Raw genomic sequence first — 18,837 nt, forward strand, 5'->3', positions numbered from 1 at the left:
GCATGAAGGCTGCCATGATCGGTCGGCCGCAAGCCCGTTTCGCAGTTTGCGGCGCGAAGTGCTCTCGGGTTTGACGCGAAGACGTCCGATGGCCTCCCTCGAACGCCTTCGGTATCACTGGACGATGAAGTTCGCCACGTCCTTGAGTTTGGCGCCGTAATCGTTCAACCAGCGGCCCCGTGGCCCCGCCCAGCTGTCCTGTTCGAAGACCCCGCAGTTGGACGCGGATTCCATCCCCGGGTAGACGGACACCTCCCAGCAGCCCCGGTTGCAACGGACGGTGACCGTGCCCGTTGCGCCATTCGAGAAAGACACATCGTATTTGCCCATCTCATGATAGCCGTTGCGCAGGCACTTGCCGCGGAATGGAACGTCAAGCGTCGAGCGGATCGTCTGTCCGCGCACAGAAGAAGAATCCAGCCCCTCCGACATCGTCTTGGCCATGCCGTGGCCGACGTCCCCCAGGACACTGCGCGGTGCGGTAAGGCCGTCACGGATGCCGTGTGCCTTCTCCTGTTCCGCCTTGGGCACGACGGTTTCCTCCAGCAGGACCTCGGCGTGCAACGGGACGGACATCAGGGAAGCCAGCAGCAGGCCGGGCAGGAGGCGGAGCATCGGCCGGAGAGTCATCGGATGCTCTTGATATCATAGGAAAAAGAGGTCTTTTCAAGCGTCGTGTTGATGCCGGTATCCTCCGGCTTGACCCCCATCAGCGCGCCCGCGAGGCTGAGCCCGGCGTGATGGAATCGGCCGGAGGTGAGCACGCAGTCGTAGCGGACGTCCTGGGTGATCGTGAAGTTGTTGCCGGGATTGAGCCGATGCGAGACGGTCTCGGTAAGCGGATCGCCGTCTTCCGCGATCTGGTGGGGAGCGTAGGTGCGCTTCAGCGTGTAGGCCATCTCCATGGCAAAATACTGCGTAAGCCCTTTCGGCAATTCGCCCTTCGGGGCGATCCGCACGGTCCGCACGATGTCCTTGCACGATCCGGCCATGGAGGCCAGAAGGGCCTTCTGGGTGATTGGGCGCTGCGCCGAATCGGACGAGGCGATCACCTTGACGTCGAAAAGCTTGTGGAACAGTTGCTTCTTGGCAACCGGGAAGTAATAGCCGCTGGTGTGCGTGTTGACGAACTGGTCCAGGGCGAGGGCCGTGCCCTCCTGAAGCGCTTTCTGGTAATCGGCATGCCAGACCCGCGCCATGGCGGAACGGTCCCTGAATTCGGCGACGAGTTCGATTTTCTTCGGGCGGGTTATACGGGCTTCAATGTATAACTGCGGCCCATAGGCGATCACGTAATTGGGATTTTCACCTCCGTGAGTGATTTCCGCCGCGGTGTAGCGGCGGCTGGGGAACAGGTTGCGGAAGCACTCCGACCCGACCGGGCAGTTGCTTGCGTTATCATACCGTTTGTACTCCCGCGTGATGCCGTAGACATAGACCAGCGAGATGTCCGACCCGCCGGTCCGGTAGGCAACGAAGAGATCCTGGTCGTCGTGATAAAACTCGGGCTTGCCGGAAGGCTGGGCCACGAAGATTTTTGCAACCCCTCCCCTATCCCCGGCCTCCTCGTCGATCACGAAGGTGAGAGGCTTATCGGACCACTGGGTGATTCCGGTGGAACATCCCGCCAACAGCAATGAAAGAATCAGCCCCAGCAACGTCCACATCCCCGCCTTCTCCTCGGCACGCCTGACGGATCACGGACGGCCCGTCACCATTTGGAGGCAAAATTAGATCAATTTTCAGTCCATGAAAAGCGGAGGTCGCCGCGCCGCCGGGGAAACGGCTGCGGCGAGATCGCTGTTTGCGACGCCCCGCTTCCAACCATTCACGGAAAAGGCGCCGTCACGCCTCCTCGTAGCCGCCGCCGCCCGGCGTCTCGACGACCAGCACGTCGCCCTCCCCCATGGCGGTCTTGTCCTGGGGGCCGAGTTCCTCCACCGAGCCGTCGGTGCGCTGGACCCAGGTGCGCCCGATCTGGCCAGGGGCGCCGCCCTTCAGGCCGAAGGGCGGAACCCGGCGGTGGTTGGACAGGATGGCGGCGGTCATCGGCTCCAGGAACTTCAGGCGCCGCACCACCCCGTCGCCGCCGCGCCAGCGCCCCGCCCCGCCCGATTCGCGGCGGATGCGGAAGCTGTCCAGCAGCACCGGGAAGCGCCATTCCAGCACCTCCGGATCGGTCAGGCGCGAGTTGGTCATGTGGGTGTGAACCGCGTCCGTCCCGTCGAAGCCGGGACCGGCGCCGGAGCCGCCGCAGACCGTCTCGTAATACTGGTAGCGTTCGTTGCCGAAGGTCGTGTTGTTCATCGTCCCCTGGGCCGAGGCCAGCACGCCGAGCGCGCCGTACAGCGCGTCGGTGACGCACTGGCTGGTCTCCACGTTGCCGGCCACCACCGCGGCGGGGTAGCTGGGCGACAGCATGGTGCCCGGCGGGATGACGATCTCGATGGGCTTCAGGCAGCCCTCGTTCATCGGGATCTCGTCGTCCACCAGCGTGCGGAAGACGTAGAGCACCGCCGCCCGGCACACCGCCGTCGGGGCGTTGAAGTTGCTGGTGAGCTGCGGGCTGGTGCCGGTGAAGTCCACCCGCGCCGACCGCTCGTCCTTGTCGATGGTGATGCGGACCTTGATGACCGCGCCGTTGTCCAGTTCCTGCACGAACTCGCCGTCGGTCAGCACGTCGATGACGCGGCGGACCTGCTCCTCGGCGTTGTCCTGGACCAGCTTCATGTAGGCGTTGACCGTCTCCAGCCCGAACTGGGCGACGATCCGGCGCAGCTCCCGCGCGCCCTGCTCGTTGGCGGCGATCTGGGCCTTCAGGTCGCCCAGGTTCTGCGCCACGTTGCGCGCCGGCTGCGGCCCGGCGGTGAAGAGGGCGACGACCTCCTCCTCCAGGAAGCGGCCGCGCTCGACGAGTTGGATGTTGTCGAGGAGGACGCCCTCCTGGTCGATGGTCGTGCTGTCCGGCGGCATGGAGCCGGGGGTGATCCCGCCGACGTCGGCGTGGTGCCCGCGCGAGGCGACGTAGAACAGCACGCGCTCGCCGGCCTCGTCGAAGACCGGGGTGATGACGGTGATGTCCGGCAGATGCGTGCCCCCGTGGTAGGGGTCGTTCAGCATGTAGACGTCGCCGGGGTTCATCGCCCCTTGGCGCCGCTCGACGATGGCGCGCACGCTCTCGCCCATGGAGCCGAGATGCACCGGCATGTGCGGGGCGTTGGCGATCAGCCCGCCGTCCGCGTCGAACAGGGCGCAGGAGAAGTCGAGACGCTCCTTGATGTTCACCGAATAGGCGGTCTTCTCCAGCGTGAAGCCCATCTGCTCGGCGATGGACATGAACAGGTTGTTGAAGACCTCCAGCATCACCGGCTCGGCCCTAGTGCCGATGGCGAGGCGCTGCGGAAGCTCCTCGAAGCGGGTCAGGACGAGGTGGTTCTTGCGCGTGACCTCGGCGATCCAGCCGGGCTCGACCACCGTCGTGGCGATCTTCTCCTTGATGACGGCGGGGCCGGTCACCCGGTTGCCGGGCTGGAGCTGGTCGCGGTCGTAGACCGGCGCCTCGCGGTCGGCGCCGCCGGTGTGCAGGGTGACGGTGGCGAGGCGGCGCGGCAGGGCGCCGGTGACGCCGGGCAGGTCCTGGTCGTCGGCGCTCTCGGTGCGGCCCACCGCCTCCACCGACACGGCCTCGACCACCAGGGCCTTGCCCTCCATCATGAAGCCGTAGCGCTGGCGGTGCGCCGCCTCGAAGGCGGCGGCCATGGCGTCGAGCGGCCCGAAATCGACGACCAGCGGGCTGTCGGAGCCCTCCACCTTGATGTGCGCCTTGCGCAGGACGGCGAGACGGTCCTCCGGCACGCCCTGACGGGCCAGCTCCATCCGCCCCTCGGCCTCCAGCGCGGCGAGCGTGGCGGTCAGCTCGTCCACCAGGGCGTCGTCGAGCCGGGCCTCCACCGCGCGCTCGCGGATCGCCACCGTGTCGGCGAGGCCGATGCCGTAGGCGGACAGCACGCCGGCGTGCGGGTGCAGGAAGACCTTGCGCATGCCCAGCGCGTCGGCGACCAGACAGACATGCTGCCCCGCCGCCCCGCCGAAGCCGTTCAGCGTGTATTGGGTGACGTCGTAGCCGCGCTGGACCGAGATCTTCTTGATGGCGTTCGCCATGTTGTCCACGGCGATCTTCAGGAAGCCCTCGGCCACCTGATGCGGGGTCATCTCGGTGCCCAGCGCCTCGTTCACCTCCTCGGCCAGATCGGCGAACTTCTCGCGCACGATGGCGGCGTCGAGCGGCTGGTCGGCCTCCGGCCCGAAGACGTGGGGGAAGAAGTCGGGGTGCAGCTTGCCGACCATCACGTTGCAGTCGGTCACGGTCAGCGGCCCGCCGCGGCGGTAGCAGGCCGGGCCGGGGTTGGCCCCGGCGCTCTCCGGCCCGACGCGGAAGCGCGCCCCGTCGAAGAAGCAGACCGAGCCGCCGCCCGCCGCCACGGTGTGGATGTGCATCATCGGGGCGCGCATCCGCACCCCGGCCACCACCGTGTCGAAGGCACGCTCATACTCCCCGGCGTAGTGCGATACGTCGGTGGAGGTGCCGCCCATGTCGAAGCCGATGACCCGGTCGAAGCCGGCCATGCGCGCGGTGCGCACCGCCCCGACGATCCCGCCCGCCGGGCCGGAGAGGATGGCGTCCTTGCCCTGGAACCAGCGCGCGTCGGTCAGCCCGCCGTTCGACTGCATGAACATCAGCCGCACGCCGGAGAGGTCCCCCGCCACCTGCTCCACATAGCGGCGCAGGATCGGCGACAGGTAGGCGTCCACCACCGTGGTGTCGCCGCGCCCGACGATCTTCATCAGCGGGCTGACCTGATGGCTGACCGAGACCTGGGTGAAGCCGATGGAGCGGGCCAGCGCCGCCACCTGCTTCTCATGATCCGGAAAGCGGTAGCCGTGCATCAGCACGACCGCGGCGGCGCGGAAGCCGTCCTGGTAGGCCTGCTCCAACTGGACCCGCACGGCGCGCAGATCCACGGCCTTCAGCACCGTGCCGTCGGCCTTGACCCGCTCCGGCACCTCGGCCACCCGCTCGTACAGCAGTTCGGGCAGGACGATGTGACGGGCGAAGATCTTCGGGCGCGCCTGATAGCCGATGCGGAGCTGGTCGCCCAGCCCTTCGGTGATCAGCAGCAGCGTGCGCTCGCCCTTGCGCTCCAGAAGCGCGTTGGTGGCGACGGTGGTGCCCATCTTCACCGCCTCGACCGCCTCCGCCGGGATCGGCTGGCCGGCGGCGAGGCCCAGCAGGTCGCGGATGCCCTGGATGGCGGCGTCACGGTAGCGTTCCGGATTCTCCGACAGCAGCTTGTGCGTGACCACCGACCCGTCCGGGCGTTTGGCCACGATGTCGGTGAAGGTGCCGCCGCGGTCGATCCAGAACTGCCACCGGCCCGGCTGTTGGGGCGCCATATCCCACTCCCTGATGTCTTGGCTTTACGGGGAGTGTGACCATACGCCGCCGCCGGTCAAGACAGGGTGCACGAAAGGGTGGGATGCGCTTCGTTCCCCTGCCCGTCCGGTCAGGCCGCCTTGAGCAGCGCGGGCAACCCATCCAGCATGGCGTTCACCGCGCCGGCCCCATCCTCGAACGCCTCCAGCGCCAGCGAGACCTGGGAGGGCCGCGGCAGGTCGAAGGTGATGGCGAACTCGCCGCCGTCGCGCTCCATCGTTCCGCCGAAGCGGCGCGACAGGGCGCGCATGCGGGTGTTGTCGGACAGGCACATCATATGGACCTGCCTGATGCCCCGGTTGGCGGCGATGGACAGCGAGCGGCGGACCAGGGTGGAGCCGACGCCACGCCCCTGGAACCCCTTTTCGACGCTGATCGCCAGCTCCGCCGCGCCGGGCCACAGCAGCCGGTCGAAGCACAGTTCCACCGCGCCGCGCAGCTCGCCGCGGTCGAACAGGCCGACCAGCGCCGTCCGCGTCCAATCGAGCGACTCGCAATGCTTGATAATGACCTCGTCGGAGACGGTGCCGGTGAAGCGGGCGTAGCGGTCCGCCTTGTCCAGCCGCAGCAGATGCGCGCGGTACGGACCGCGCTCGGCGGGGAGAAGCTTGCGGATGGCGGACATGGAGGGACTCGTGGCGCTGGTGATTCGGGACATCGCACCGCTTCGCGTCGTCCGCTTCCCCATCGGCGGCCTGGACCGGCCGCCCTCCTTTGTTGCAGCGCAACATGGAGAAGACGGGAAGCAAGGGCAAGGCCCCTGGCGACGACGGCACGACTCTGTTGCAGTGCAGCAACATCCCGCCCCGCCGGAAAATCCCATACCCCCAACGGATGAAAAGGGCGCCGCGCGCGAAGATTTTGGGAAACAACGAAAAAGTATGAGCCGGTTGGCGCGGTGCCGGACTGCCGGTATGCTGCTCCGGCGGTCGAAAGGCGGATAAAAATGAGCATCTGGGGCAGCGTCCTGGGCGGAGCGGCCGGTTTCACCATCGGCGGTCCGATCGGGGGCCTGATCGGTCTGGCCGCCGGCTACGCGGTGGGGCGCGGCATCCGCGGCCTGTGCGGCCCGGCGGATGGGACCAAGTCCATCGCCTTCACCATCGGCGTGATCGCCCTGTCGGCGAAGATGGCCCGCGCCGACGGCGTGGTGAAGCGGGTGGAGGTGGACACCTTCAAACGCCTGTTCCGCGTCCCGCCGGAGGAGCTGGACACGGTGGGCCACGTCTTCGACCTCGCCCGCAAGGACACCCACGGCTTCGAGGAATACGCCCAGCAGATCGCCGGCCTGTTCGAGGACCGCCGCGCCGTGCTGGAGGAGTTGCTCGACAGCCTGCTGGCGATCGCCGAGGCCGACGACGAGCTGCACGAGACGGAGGTCGAGTATCTGCGCACGGTCGCCCACATCTTCGGCTTCACCGACGAGGAATTCGAGCGCATCGTCGCCGGCCACCACATCGCCGGCACGCCGAACGAGACCGATCCCTACGGCGTGCTCGGCGTTTCCCGCCGGGCCAGCGACGAGGCGATCAAGGCCGCCCACCGCCGCCTCGTGCGCGAGCATCACCCGGACGTGCTGATCGCCCAGGGCATGCCGCAGGAGTTCGTGGATCTGGCGACGCAGAAGGTCGCCGCCATCAACGCCGCTTTCGACCGGATCGAGAAGGAGCGCGCACGGGGGTGATAAGTGATCGAGGCGAGCCCCCACCCTAACCCTCCCCCGCTTTGCAGGGGAGGAAATGACTCCTCCCCCTGCGAGGCGGGGGGAGGTTGGGAGGGGGGCCATTGTGCCACCACTCTTCCCCGTGCATCCCCGCCCCGGCGCAATCGGGTGTCGCGAGCCTGCGGACCGCACGCTATATAAGCACACCTCCGCACACCTTACCGTTGGGTCATGGCTCCTCCCGCTCCGATCACCGCGCTCCAGGGCGTGTCCGTCACCTTCGGTGGCCGTCCGCTGTTCGAAACCATCGACCTGTCCATCGGGCGGGGCGACAAAGCCTGTCTGGTCGGGCGGAACGGGTCCGGCAAATCGACGCTGATGAAGGTGCTGGCCGGCATGATCCAGCCGGACGGCGGCACCGTCTTCACCCAGCCGGGCGCCCGCATCGCCTATCTGCCGCAGGAGCCGGACTTCACCGGCTGCGCCACCGTGCACGACTACGTCGCCGCCGGCCTGCCCGCCGACGAGCGGGACGAGACGCACCGGGTGGACGCCGTGCTGGACCGGCTCCAGGTGCCCGGCCATCTCGACCCCAACACGCTGTCGGGCGGCGAGGCGCGGCGCACGGCCCTGGCCCGCACGTTGGTCGGCGACCCCGACGTCATGCTGCTCGACGAGCCGACCAACCACCTCGACCTTCCCACCATCGAGTGGCTGGAGGAGGAGTTGCTGGCCTACCGCGGCGGCCTTCTGCTGATCTCGCACGACCGCAGCTTCCTGAACCGGCTGGCCAAGCGGACGCTGTGGCTGGACCGCGGCACGGTGCGCGCCACCGACCGCGGCTTCGCCGAGTTCGAGACCTGGCAGGCCGAGGTGTTCGAATCGGAGGAGATCGCCGCCCAGAAGCTGAACCGCAAGATCGAAGGCGAGATGAAGTGGCTGCGCGAGGGCATCTCGGCCCGGCGCACCCGCAACATGGGCCGCGTGCGCGCCCTGCTCCAGCTCCGCACCGACCGCGCCGAGCGCATCAAGGGCGGCCAGCAGGCCAAGCTCGCCGTCGCCGAGGCCGAGCGCGGCGGCCGCTTGGTCATCGAGGCCGAACACATCTCGAAGGGCTTCGACACGGCGGACGGCCGCAAGACCGTCGTCAACGACTTCTCCACCCGCATCCTGCGCGGCGACCGGGTCGGGCTGATCGGGCCGAACGGCGCCGGCAAGACCACCCTGCTGAAGATGCTGACCGGCCAGATGGAGCCCGACAGCGGCACGATCCGCCTGGGCACCAACCTGGAAACCGCCTATTTCGACCAGCGGCGCGACGGGCTGGACCCCGAGGACACCATCCGCAAGGTGCTGTGCCCCTTCGGCGGCGACAGCGTGATGGTCAACGGCCAGCCGCGCCACGTCGCCGGCTACATGCGGGACTTCCTGTTCGACACACGCCAGCTCGACAGCCCGGTCAAGGCGCTGTCCGGCGGTGAGCGCAACCGGTTGCTGCTCGCCCGCCTGTTCGCGCGGCCCAGCAACATGATGATCCTCGACGAGCCGACCAACGACCTCGACATGGACACGCTCGATCTGCTGGAGGACGTGCTCGGCGACTATCAGGGCACGCTGCTGCTGGTCAGCCACGACCGCGACTTCCTCGACCGGCTGGTCACCAGCACCATCGCGGTGGAGGGGGACGGCGTGATCGCCGAGTATCCCGGCGGCTACTCCGACTATCTGGTGCAGCGCCCGCCGCCCAAGGAGAAGGCCGCCGCCCCGGCCAAGGCGAAGCCCGCCGCCGCCCCGGCGGCCGCCAAGCCGAAGGGCAAGCTCAGCTACAAGGACCAGCGCGAGCTGGACGACCTGCCCGCCCGCATGGACAAGCTGGCCGCCGAGGTGGCGAAGCTCGAAGCGGCGCTGGCCGATCCCGACCTGTTCGCCCGCGACGCCGCCAAGTTCCAGAAGACGTCCGATCAGTTGCAGGCGAAACAAAACGAGCTGGCCGCCGCCGAGGAGCGCTGGCTGGAGCTGGAGGCCCTGCGCGAGGAGCTGGAAGGCGGCCGCGGATGAGTCTGCGCGACTCGCTGCTGGCGCTCCTGGTCATGGCGACCTGGGGCCTGAACTTCGTCGTCGCGAAATGGGGGCTGGCCGAGTTCCCGCCGCTGTTCATCATGGCGCTGCGCTTCATCGCGGTGGCGGCGCTGATCCTGCCCTTCAAGCGGATTCCCTGGAGCGCGGTGCGGCCCATCGCGATCCTGTCGGTGACGCTGGGGACCGTGCATTTCCCGCTGATGTTCACCGGCTTGAACGGCATCGACGCGGCCACCGCCTCGCTGGCCGCGCAGGCGCAGGTGCCCTTCTCCTCCCTGTTGGCCGCGCTGATCTTCAAGGACAAGCTGGGCTGGCGCCGCGCCATCGGCATGGCCGCGGCCTTCGCCGGCGTCGCGGTGATCGCGGGCGAGCCGCGGCTGTCCGGGTCGCTGGTGCCGCTGTTCATGATCCTGGGCGCCAGCTTCGCCTTCGCCGTCGCCAGCGTCCAGATGAAGCTGATCGTCGGGGTGGACGGCTTCGCGCTGAACGGCTGGATGGCGCTGTTCGCCGCCCCGCAGCTCCTGCTGCTCTCCTTCCTGTTCGAGGAGGGGCAGATGGCCGCGCTCACCGACGCCACCCTGTGGGGCTGGGGCGCCATCGCCTACATGGCGGTGGGCGTGACGATCGGCGCCTATGGGATGTGGTACCCGCTGCTGCGCAAATACTCGGTCAACCAGACCATGCCCTTCTTGCTGACCGTGCCGGTCTTCGGCGTGCTGGCGGGCGTTCTGCTGATGGACGATCCCTTCACGCTCCGTCTCGTCCTGGGCGGGCTGTTGACCGTGGGCGGCATGGCCGTCATCGTGAAGCGGCGCCCAACGACGCTGGCGGAGAAGGTGACGAATCCGACCTGAGGAAGCCCGACCTGAGGACACCATGACGCGCACGGGCACCGGATGCATCGACCGCCCCTCCCCCAACCATGGGCCGCGCCCCGAGGGGGTGGGGGTGGAGCTGCTGATCCTCCATTACACGGGGATGCCCACCGCCGAGTCGGCGCTGACCCGGCTGTGCGATCCCGCCGCCCAGGTCAGCGCCCATTACACGGTGGACGAGGACGGTACCGTCCATGCCCATGTGCCGGAGGACCGGCGCGCCTGGCACGCCGGCCTGTCCTCCTGGCGGGGCCGGGCCGACGTCAACAGCCGCTCCATCGGAATCGAGATCGTCAATCCGGGGCACGAGTTCGGCTACCGCCCCTTTCCCGCCGCCCAGATGGCCGCGGTGGCCGATCTCTGCCTGGACATCATGGGCCGGCATGGAATCGCGCCGGCTGACGTGCTCGGCCACAGCGACATCGCCCCGGCCCGCAAGGAGGATCCCGGCGAACTGTTCGACTGGCCGGGGCTGGCCGCGCGCGGAATCGGGCTGTGGCCCCAGCCCACTCCGGCGGACGACTTGGCGGGCAATCTGGCGGCCGACTCGGCAGAATCTGCGGAAGACGTGGCGGCGCTTCTGGGACGCTATGGGTACGACACCGCCGAATCGCGGGTCCTGCTGTCCTTCCAGCGCCATTTCCACCCCGAACGCCTGACCGGGGAGCCCGATCCGGAAACGCTGCGCCGCCTGCGCGCGCTGCTGCGGATGACCGGGCGCTGAGAATCCGAATCGCCCCCGAACACCGTTGCGAATCGAACGCCGACTCTGTACACAGTGCCGCGCCAGATGGCCGGATGGCCGCCTTCGACCTTATGGATCGGGGGAGGAAAGTCCGGGCTCCACGGAAACACGGTGCCGGCTAACGGCCGGCGGGGGCGACCCTAGGGAAAGTGCCACAGAGAGCAAACCGCCACCGGCCTCGTGCCGGCGGTAAGGGTGAAAGGGTGCGGTAAGAGCGCACCGCGCGCCTGGCAACAGGGGCGGCACGGTAAACCCCACCGGGAGCAAGACCGAATAGGGGCGGCACGGCCCGCCATCTCCCCTGATCCTTGATCGGTTGGGATGGTCTGGGGCCAAGCGCGTTTCCGCGCCGCCGCCCGGGTTGGTTGCGTGAGGCGCCGGGCAACCGGCGTCCCAGATGAATGGCCATCCATCAGGGTAACCTGAGGACAAAACCCGGCTTACAGGCCATCTGGCGTTTATCCCCACCACCTCCGGATCACCGGACCACCCCTTTTCCGCGGCGCGGGGCTGGGATGGCGCCCCCTTGTCCACAGATGTCCCCAGCTTCATCCACAGGCGGTGGATAACTGTGGGGCAAATTCCCATGCTGTCCCATGCCGTGCCTCGGCAGGTTACCCCAGCAGGCTATACCATTCGTAGGGTGCGATTCGCCTTTATGGAAAGCCACATGGTGGGAACCATTCGCGGGACTCACGGAACATCTGGCGAACTCTGTGGGGCAACGCCGCGTAATCGCTCATTAGCGCGCTGGTATATTGCCGATTCTCGCCGATTCGGTTCACCTATTTGCACGCTGGCAACACATCGCCCCAAAAGTCTTGACAGCACCATATGAATACTGGAGGGGGCGTTGACGCCCAAACTGTCCCATGCTATCCCATGAAAACCCAGTTCGGAGGGGGAACTACCCAACCAAGGTAGCCAAACCGGGCGCGTTCAGCGGCAAGAGCGGATAGGGCTTCGCGGCGGCGAGGACCGGCAACGGGATAAGGGGGGCGTTCGTCAGGCCGATGGCCATTTTCCTGTCCACATACGTCAACAAAGTTGACAGGAAAGGCCGCTGCTCCATCCCGGCGCAGTTCCGGCAGTCGCTTGCCAAGACGTCGGCTCCCGGCACCGTCTATCTCTGGCCGTCGCTGAATCATCAGGCGCTGGAAGGCGCCGATCAGGATTATCTCGACGTGCTCTCCGAGAGCCTGGAATCCCCCGATCTGGATTCGGACGAGCGCGACATGATCGAGACCTTCATCTTCGGCAAGCTGATCCCCGTCTCGCTGGACACCGAAGGCCGGATCGTCCTGCCCAAGGAACTCGCCGAATTCGCCGGAATCGACGAGGAAGCCGCCTTCATCGGCCGCCGCAAAACCTTCCAGATCTGGGAGCCCGGCGCCCTGAAGGCCCATGAACAGACGCTGCGCGACCAGGTCGTGCGCAAGGACATTTCGCTGAGCCAGATCGTCGCCAAGGCGTCCCGCGCCGCCGCCGCCGGCCGGGGAGGGGAGGGCGCATGATCACCCCCGCCTCCATCTCTTCCGCTCCGGCCTCCCCGCACATCTCCGTCCTGCTGAACGAGGTCGTGGACGCGCTTTCCCCGCGCGACGGCGGCGTCTATGTGGACGGCACCTTCGGCGCCGGCGGCTATTCCCGCGCGATTCTCGACCACGCCGGCTGCCGGGTCTGGGGAATCGACCGCGATCCCGAAGCCATCGCGCGCGGCCGCCAGCTCGCCCTCGCCTACCCGGGGCGGCTGGAGATCATCGAAGGCCGATTCGGCGACATGGACCGGCTGCTCGCCGAGCACGGCGTCGAATCGGTGGACGGCGTGGCGCTGGACATCGGCGTCTCCTCCCCGCAGATCGACGAGCCGGAGCGCGGCTTCTCCTTCCGATTCGACGGCCCGCTCGACATGCGGATGGGACGCGATGGGCCAACCGCCGCCGACGTGGTGAACACCGCCACCCAGGACGAGCTGGCCGACATCATCTTCCATTACGGCGAGGAGCGCATGGCCCGCCGCGTGGCCCGCGCCATCATCGCCGCGCGTCTGGACACCCCGTTCGCGCGCACCAAGCAGCTGGCCGACGTGGTGCGGTCGGTGGTGCCGAAGGGGAAGGGCGACGCCATCGACCCGGCGACCCGCACCTTCCAGGCGCTGCGCATCCATGTGAACGACGAGCTGGACGAACTGCGCCGCGGCCTCGCCGCCGCCGAATCGCTGCTGAAGCCCGGCGGCCGCCTCGCCGTCGTCTCCTTCCATTCGCTGGAGGACCGGGAAGTGAAGACGTTCCTGAAGGAACGCTCCTCGCCCCCGCCCTCCCCGTCCCGACACGCGCCGAGCCTTGCGGCGGACGCGCGTTCCCCATCCTTCCGGCTCCTGTCGCGCAAGCCCATCGTGCCGACGGACCAGGAAGCCCACAGCAACCCACGCGCGCGCTCTGCCCGGCTGCGCGCGGCTGAACGCACGGCGGCGCCGGCCTATCCGGCGCCCGGCAAGGAGGCGGCATGAAATACAAATCCGCACTTTTCTGGGGTGGCCTGATCGCCGCCGCCGGCTTCGTCCTGTTCGAGACCAGCTACGAGGTTCAGGAGCTGGAGGAAAAGCTGGGCTCGCTCAACCGCAAGATCATGGTGGAGCAGGAGGCCATCCAGGTCCTCAAGGCCGAGTGGAGCTTCCTCAACGACCCGACCCGTCTTGAGAATCTGTCGCGCGAGCATCTGGCGCTGCAGCCGACCGAGGCGCGCCAGTTCGTGGCGATGACCATCGTCCCGATGCGCCCCTCCCCGACCGTCGCGCCCGAAGAGGCCCCGCTGCCGCCGATGGTTCGCAACCAGACGCCGGGCAAGGCGCCGAACGTGGCGACGGCCTCCACCGGGGACAGCGTCGTGGGCGGCGGCGCCATCGTACAAGGCAGCGTTCAGGGTGGCGTTCAGGGTGGCCCCCAGGGTGGCGTGATCATTCCGGCCTCGGCCTCGCCGATCAAGCCGGCCCCGATCAAGCCCTCGGCCATCGTGCCCGCCTCGGCCAAGGTCCCGCCGCTTCCTTCGGCAGCCAAGGCGGCCCCGGCGCCCGTGGTGACGACCAAGCCGACGGAAGTCGCCACCAAGCCGCCGGTCACCTCCCGGACGCTGGCGCCGCCGCCCGCGGCCCGTCCGCAGCCGCAGCAGGCCGGCTTCCAGGCCGCCCCGCCGCCGGCCGCTCCGGCCCAGCATGACAGCATCGGTCTTCTCGTCGCCCGCCTCGGAGCCAACCGATGAGCGTTCCGCCGCCCGGCATCGATCCCGCGCACGGCGCCTACAGCGTCCCGCCCCCGGCTTCCAAGCCGCGGACGTCGCTGTCGGTCGCGCTGGAGCAGAGCCGGAACCGGTTGATGGTGACCGCGGCCATGGTCGCCGTGGTCTTTACCGCCATCGGCGTGAAGCTGGTGGACGCGACGCTGTTCAACCAAGCGGCGGAACCGCGCCCGCGCATGGCCGCGGAGGTCGACGCCCCGCCGGTCAACCGCGCCGACATCGTGGACCGCAACGGCAACCTGCTGGCGACCTCGCTCGCCACGCAGTCGCTCTACGCCGACCCGAAGCTGATCAGCCGCCCGGACGAGGTGGCGCGCAAGCTGACCACCGCCCTGCCGGAGCTGGACTACAAAGACCTGCTGACCAAGATCAGCGGCGACAAGCGGTTCGTCTGGATCAAGCGCAACCTGACGCCCAAGCAGCAGGCGGCGGTGTTCCGGCTGGGTCTGCCCGGCGTCTACTTCGAACGGGAGGAGCGCCGCTTCTATCCGGCCTCCAACCTGACCTCGCATCTGGTCGGCTTCACCGGCGTGGACAACAACGGCCTCGCCGGGTTGGAGCAGCAATTCAACAAGCGGCTGACCACCGACCCGAAGCCGTTGCAGCTTTCGATCGACCTGCGCCTTCAGCACATCATGAAGAAGGAATTGCAGACGACGATCGAAGAATTCAGCGCCATCGGCGCCACCGGCATCATTTACGATGTCCGCAACGGCGAAGTCATGTCGATGGTTTCTCTGCCCGATTTCGACCCGCACAACCCCACGGGACTTGACCCGGACACGCTGTTCAACCGCGCGACGCTCGGCGTGTACGAGATGGGCTCCACCTTCAAGATCTTCAACACGGCGATGTCGCTGGATTCGGGCAAGATCCGCGTCTCCGACACCTTCGACACGATCAACAACATCCAGGTCGGCCGCTTCACGATCCGCGAATACCACCCCTTCCGCCACAACCTGACGGTGGCCGAAGTGTTCCAGGAATCGTCGAACCTGGGTTCGGTGCGCATGGCCATGTCGCTGGGCGTGCAGCACCAGAAGTCCTTCATGACCAAGCTGGGCATGACCCGCCCGACCACGCTGGAGCTGCCGGAGAACGGCTGGCCGCTGGTGCCGAATCCGTGGCGGGAGGTCAACACCATGACCATCTCCTTCGGCCACGGCATGTCGGTCAGCCCGATGCACACGGTCAACGCCGCCGCCTCGATCATCAACGGCGGCGTGCTGCACCCGCCGACCCTGCTGAAGCGCGACCCCGCGGCCGAGGTGCCGGGCGAGCAGGTCATCAGCCCGAAGACCTCGGCGATGATGCGCCGCCTGTTCCGCTTCGTGGTCACCGACGGCACAGCGAAGTCGGCCAACGCCAAGGGCTACGTCGTCGGCGGGAAGACCGGCACGGCGGAGAAGCAGAAGGGCCGGAGCTACGTCCGGAACTCCCGCATGTCGTCGTTCCTCGGCGCCTTCCCGATGCACGACCCGCGCTACATCGTTTATGTCCTGGTGGACGAGCCGAAGGGCACCAAGAAGACCTACGGCTTCGCCACCGGCGGCTGGGTCGCCGCTCCCGCGGTCGGCCGGATCGTGAAGCAGATCGGCCCGCTGCTCGGCGTCCAGCCGGTGGACGAGACGTCCCCCGACGTCATCAACGCCACCTACATCAACACCGCCGGTCAGACCACCCCGCCCGCACCGCCGCCTCCGCCCGCGCAACCGAAAGGCAGCACCGTTGCTTCTGTCCCACCTGCTGGCAACAAGCCGCACTGACACGGCGTCCGCCACCGAGGCCCCCGCCGTCGAAGTGACCGGGCTGACCGCGGACAGCCGCGCGGTCAGGCCCGGTTTCGTCTTTGCCGCCCTGCCGGGCGCGAAGGCGGACGGGCGCGCCTTCATCGCCGACGCGCTCGCCAAGGGTGCCGTCGCGGTGGTGGCGCCCGTCGGGACCGCCCTGCCCGCCGGCAGCGCCGCCACTCTGGTCGCCGACGAGCAGCCGCGCCGCCTCTTCGCGCGCCTCGCCGCCGCCTTCCACGGGCGGCAGCCGGACACCGTGGTCGCCGTGACGGGGACCAACGGCAAGACCTCCACCGTGCAGTTCGCCCGCCAGATGTGGGACCTGATGGGCCTGAAGGCGGCCAGCCTGGGCACGCTCGGGCTGATCGGGCCGGGGCTCGACGATTACGGCGGGATGACCACCCCGGACCCGGTGTCGCTCCACCGCGACCTCGCCACCGTCAAGGACAAGGGGATCGAGCATCTGGCGATGGAGGCGTCCAGCCACGGGCTGGAGCAGTTCCGTCTCGACGGGGTGGTCCTCAAGGCCGCGGGCTTCACCAACCTGACCCGCGACCATCTGGACTATCACGGCACCATGGAGGCCTATCTCCAGGCCAAGGCGATGCTGTTCGGACGGGTGCTGCCCGATGGGGGAACCGCCGTCCTGAACGCCGACAGCGGCACTTTTGCCGAGCTTGCCGGGATTTGTTCACAGCGCGGTCACCGCGTCTTCGGATACGGTCTGGCCGGTCGCGAGATCCGGGTGAACGGGGTCGAGCCGCTGGCCCATGGCCAGCGCCTGGACCTGACGGTCCTGGGCCGCGACATCACCGTGGACCTGCCGCTGGCGGGCCGCTTCCAGGCGTGGAACGTGCTGTGCGCGCTCGGCCTGGTGATCGGCTCCGGCGCGGACCGTGACGAGGCTCTGGCCACCCTGACCCGCCTGGAAGGCGTGCCGGGGCGCCTGCAGCACGTCGCCACCCACCCCTGCGGGGCGGCGGTCTATGTCGATTTCGCCCACACGCCCGACGCGCTGGAAACGGTGCTGCTGGCGCTGAAGCAGCACGCCCGGAACCGCCTGATCGCGGTGTTCGGGTGCGGCGGCGACCGCGACCGCGGGAAGCGGCCGGTGATGGGGGAGCTGGCCGGCCGTCTGGCCGACCGCGCCATCGTCACCGACGACAACCCGCGCACCGAGGTGCCGGCGGCCATCCGCAAGGAGGTCCTGGCGGGCCACCCGGCCCTGGAGGAGATCGGCGACCGGCGCGAGGCCATCCGCGCCGCCGTCCGCAGCCTTCAGCCCGGTGACGTCCTGGTCATCGCCGGCAAGGGACATGAGCATGGTCAGATCGTCGGGACGGAGGTCCTTCCCTTCGACGACGCGACCGAGGCACGAGCCGCCGTGGCAGAGGTTGGAGCAGCATGAGCGAGGCCAAGACCGTCCTGTGGACCGCCGAGGACGCCGCCGCCGCCACCAGCGGTCAGGCGACGCGCTCCTGGGCGGCGACCGGGGTCAGTATCGACAGCCGCAAGGTGGCGCCGGGCGACCTGTTCGTCGCCATCAAGGGGCCGAACTTCGACGGCCACGACTTCGTCGCCAAGGCGCTGGAGGCCGGCGCCGCCGCGGCGCTGGTCAGCACCGTGCCGCCGGGCGTGCCGGGCGACGCCTCCCTCCTGGCGGTGGAGCAGGACACGCTGGCGGCGCTGGGCGATCTCGGCCACGTCGCGCGGCTGCGCACCCAGGCCAGGGTGGTGGGCGTCACCGGCTCGGTCGGCAAGACCAGCACCAAGGAGGCGCTGCGCCACGTCCTGTCGGCGCAAGGGCGAACCTTCGCCACCGAAGGCAGCCTGAACAACCATTGGGGCGTCCCCCTGTCGCTGGCCCGCATGCCGGAGGACAGCGAGTTCGGCGTGTTCGAGCTTGGCATGAACCACGCCGGCGAACTCGGCCCGCTGTCGCGGCAGGTCATGCCCGACGTCGCGGTCATCACCACGGTCGAGGCGGCGCATCTGGAGTTCTTCGACTCCGTCGAGGCGATCGCCGACGCCAAGGCCGAGATCTTCGAGGGCATGAACCCCAACGGGGTCGCCGTCCTCAACCGCGACAACCCGCATTTCGCCCGTCTGCTCGCCGCCGCGCGGACCCAGGGGCTGAGCCGCATCTGGAGCTTCGGCTCCCACGCCGACGCCGACGCGCGGCTGGTGGACTGCTCGCTGCACGCCACCTGCAGCGCCGTGACCGCGGTCATCCGCGGCGAGCGCATCCAATACTGTCTGGCCCTGCCCGGCCGGCATTGGGTGATGAACAGCCTCGCGGTGCTGCTGGCGGTGAAGGCGCTGGGCGCCGACGTCGCCGCGGCGGCCCGCGCCCTGTCCACCATCGCGCCGGTCAAGGGCCGCGGCACGCGCAAGCGCGTCCAGGCCGCGCGGGGCGCCTTCACCCTGATCGACGAGAGCTACAACGCCAGCCCCGCCGCCATGACCGCGACCTTCGCGGTGCTCGGCAAGATCGACCCCGGCGCGGGCGGCCGGCGCCTCGCCGTGCTGGGCGACATGCGGGAGCTGGGCGACCGTGCCGACGCCCTGCACGCCGCGCTGGCCGAACCGCTGCGCGCCGCGCATGTGGACGCGGTCTACGCCTGCGGCCCGCACATGCGCGCCCTGTTCGACCGTCTGCCCGCCGCCCTGCGCGGCGCCTGGACGGAGACCAGCGCCGAGCTGGCCCCCATCCTGGCCGGCGCGGTGCGCGGCGGCGACGTGGTGCTGATCAAGGGTTCGCTGGGCAGCCGCATGGCGACGGTGGTGGACGCCCTGTCCGCTCTCGACAAACAAACCGAAAAGAACAACAACGGCTCCTCGCCCGCGGCTGACACGGATCAGACCGCGGCGCACGGGCACAAAGGCTGACCGCTTCA

14 protein-coding genes and 1 other RNA gene are annotated in these 18,837 nt (G+C 68.7%); 11 read left to right on the forward strand and 4 right to left on the reverse strand.

The features are described 5' to 3' along the window. Positions 1 to 114 precede the first annotated feature (114 nt). The 4 genes from ACFPMG_RS09545 to ACFPMG_RS09560 all read right to left on the reverse strand — a co-directional run bounded on the left by ACFPMG_RS09545 (position 115) and on the right by ACFPMG_RS09560 (position 6,119). The gene (locus ACFPMG_RS09545) at positions 115 to 630 is read right to left on the reverse strand and encodes a hypothetical protein (protein ID WP_376994911.1); all 516 of its coding nucleotides are present in this window, start codon (positions 628 to 630) and stop codon (positions 115 to 117) included. Then, the gene (locus ACFPMG_RS09550) at positions 627 to 1,667 is read right to left on the reverse strand and encodes a hypothetical protein (protein WP_376994912.1); all 1,041 of its coding nucleotides are present in this window, start codon (positions 1,665 to 1,667) and stop codon (positions 627 to 629) included. Before ACFPMG_RS09550 ends, ACFPMG_RS09545 begins: the two co-directional genes overlap by 4 nt. Positions 1,668 to 1,845: 178 nt before the next feature. Further along, on the reverse strand, positions 1,846 to 5,454 hold the full coding sequence (locus ACFPMG_RS09555) for a hydantoinase B/oxoprolinase family protein (RefSeq protein WP_376994913.1): 3,609 nt from the start codon (positions 5,452 to 5,454) through the stop codon (positions 1,846 to 1,848). Positions 5,455 to 5,564: 110 nt separating this feature from the next. Further along, positions 5,565 to 6,119, reverse strand: coding sequence for a GNAT family N-acetyltransferase (locus tag ACFPMG_RS09560; RefSeq protein ID WP_376994914.1), 555 nt, complete (start codon positions 6,117 to 6,119; stop codon positions 5,565 to 5,567). A 321-nt stretch (positions 6,120 to 6,440) separates the two neighbouring features. Between ACFPMG_RS09560 and ACFPMG_RS09565 the strand changes: the two genes are divergently transcribed. The 11 genes from ACFPMG_RS09565 to ACFPMG_RS09615 all read left to right on the forward strand — a co-directional run bounded on the left by ACFPMG_RS09565 (position 6,441) and on the right by ACFPMG_RS09615 (position 18,829). After that, complete coding sequence (locus ACFPMG_RS09565; RefSeq protein WP_237903070.1) at positions 6,441 to 7,178, forward strand: TerB family tellurite resistance protein; 738 nt, start codon at positions 6,441 to 6,443, stop codon at positions 7,176 to 7,178. A gap of 210 nt (positions 7,179 to 7,388) precedes the next feature. Then, a complete protein-coding gene (locus tag ACFPMG_RS09570) occupies positions 7,389 to 9,215 on the forward strand; it encodes an ATP-binding cassette domain-containing protein (RefSeq protein WP_376994915.1) in 1,827 nt (608 codons plus the stop codon). Then, positions 9,212 to 10,090: a DMT family transporter gene (locus ACFPMG_RS09575; RefSeq protein ID WP_376994916.1), complete on the forward strand. Its 879-nt coding sequence runs from the start codon at positions 9,212 to 9,214 to the stop codon at positions 10,088 to 10,090. Before ACFPMG_RS09570 ends, ACFPMG_RS09575 begins: the two co-directional genes overlap by 4 nt. Before the next feature lie 22 nt (positions 10,091 to 10,112). Next, positions 10,113 to 10,835, forward strand: coding sequence for an N-acetylmuramoyl-L-alanine amidase (locus ACFPMG_RS09580; protein ID WP_376994917.1), 723 nt, complete (start codon positions 10,113 to 10,115; stop codon positions 10,833 to 10,835). A gap of 62 nt (positions 10,836 to 10,897) precedes the next feature. Next, positions 10,898 to 11,315, forward strand: an RNA gene (gene rnpB / locus ACFPMG_RS09585) — RNase P RNA component class A. Between the two features lie 554 nt (positions 11,316 to 11,869). Continuing rightward, a complete protein-coding gene (locus ACFPMG_RS09590; protein ID WP_109469245.1) occupies positions 11,870 to 12,370 on the forward strand; it encodes a division/cell wall cluster transcriptional repressor MraZ in 501 nt (166 codons plus the stop codon). Further along, positions 12,367 to 13,365 carry a 16S rRNA (cytosine(1402)-N(4))-methyltransferase RsmH gene (gene rsmH, locus ACFPMG_RS09595; protein WP_376994919.1) on the forward strand — a complete coding sequence of 333 codons (999 nt, stop codon included), beginning with the start codon at positions 12,367 to 12,369 and terminating at the stop codon, positions 13,363 to 13,365. Before ACFPMG_RS09590 ends, rsmH begins: the two co-directional genes overlap by 4 nt. Then, positions 13,362 to 14,114, forward strand: coding sequence for a cell division protein FtsL (gene ftsL, locus ACFPMG_RS09600; protein ID WP_376994920.1), 753 nt, complete (start codon positions 13,362 to 13,364; stop codon positions 14,112 to 14,114). The genes rsmH and ftsL overlap by 4 nt, the downstream gene beginning before the upstream one ends. Next, positions 14,111 to 15,916 carry a peptidoglycan D,D-transpeptidase FtsI family protein gene (locus tag ACFPMG_RS09605; protein ID WP_376994921.1) on the forward strand — a complete coding sequence of 602 codons (1,806 nt, stop codon included), beginning with the start codon at positions 14,111 to 14,113 and terminating at the stop codon, positions 15,914 to 15,916. The genes ftsL and ACFPMG_RS09605 overlap by 4 nt, the downstream gene beginning before the upstream one ends. Then, a complete protein-coding gene (locus ACFPMG_RS09610; protein WP_376995000.1) occupies positions 15,897 to 17,348 on the forward strand; it encodes a UDP-N-acetylmuramoyl-L-alanyl-D-glutamate--2,6-diaminopimelate ligase in 1,452 nt (483 codons plus the stop codon). Before ACFPMG_RS09605 ends, ACFPMG_RS09610 begins: the two co-directional genes overlap by 20 nt. Further along, positions 17,345 to 18,829, forward strand: coding sequence for a UDP-N-acetylmuramoylalanyl-D-glutamyl-2,6-diaminopimelate--D-alanyl-D-alanine ligase (locus ACFPMG_RS09615; protein ID WP_376994922.1), 1,485 nt, complete (start codon positions 17,345 to 17,347; stop codon positions 18,827 to 18,829). Before ACFPMG_RS09610 ends, ACFPMG_RS09615 begins: the two co-directional genes overlap by 4 nt. Positions 18,830 to 18,837 lie beyond the last annotated feature (8 nt).

The sequence above is a fragment of the Azospirillum himalayense genome (genome assembly GCF_042657465.1).
GTDB classification, from domain to species: Bacteria; Pseudomonadota; Alphaproteobacteria; order Azospirillales; family Azospirillaceae; genus Azospirillum; species Azospirillum himalayense.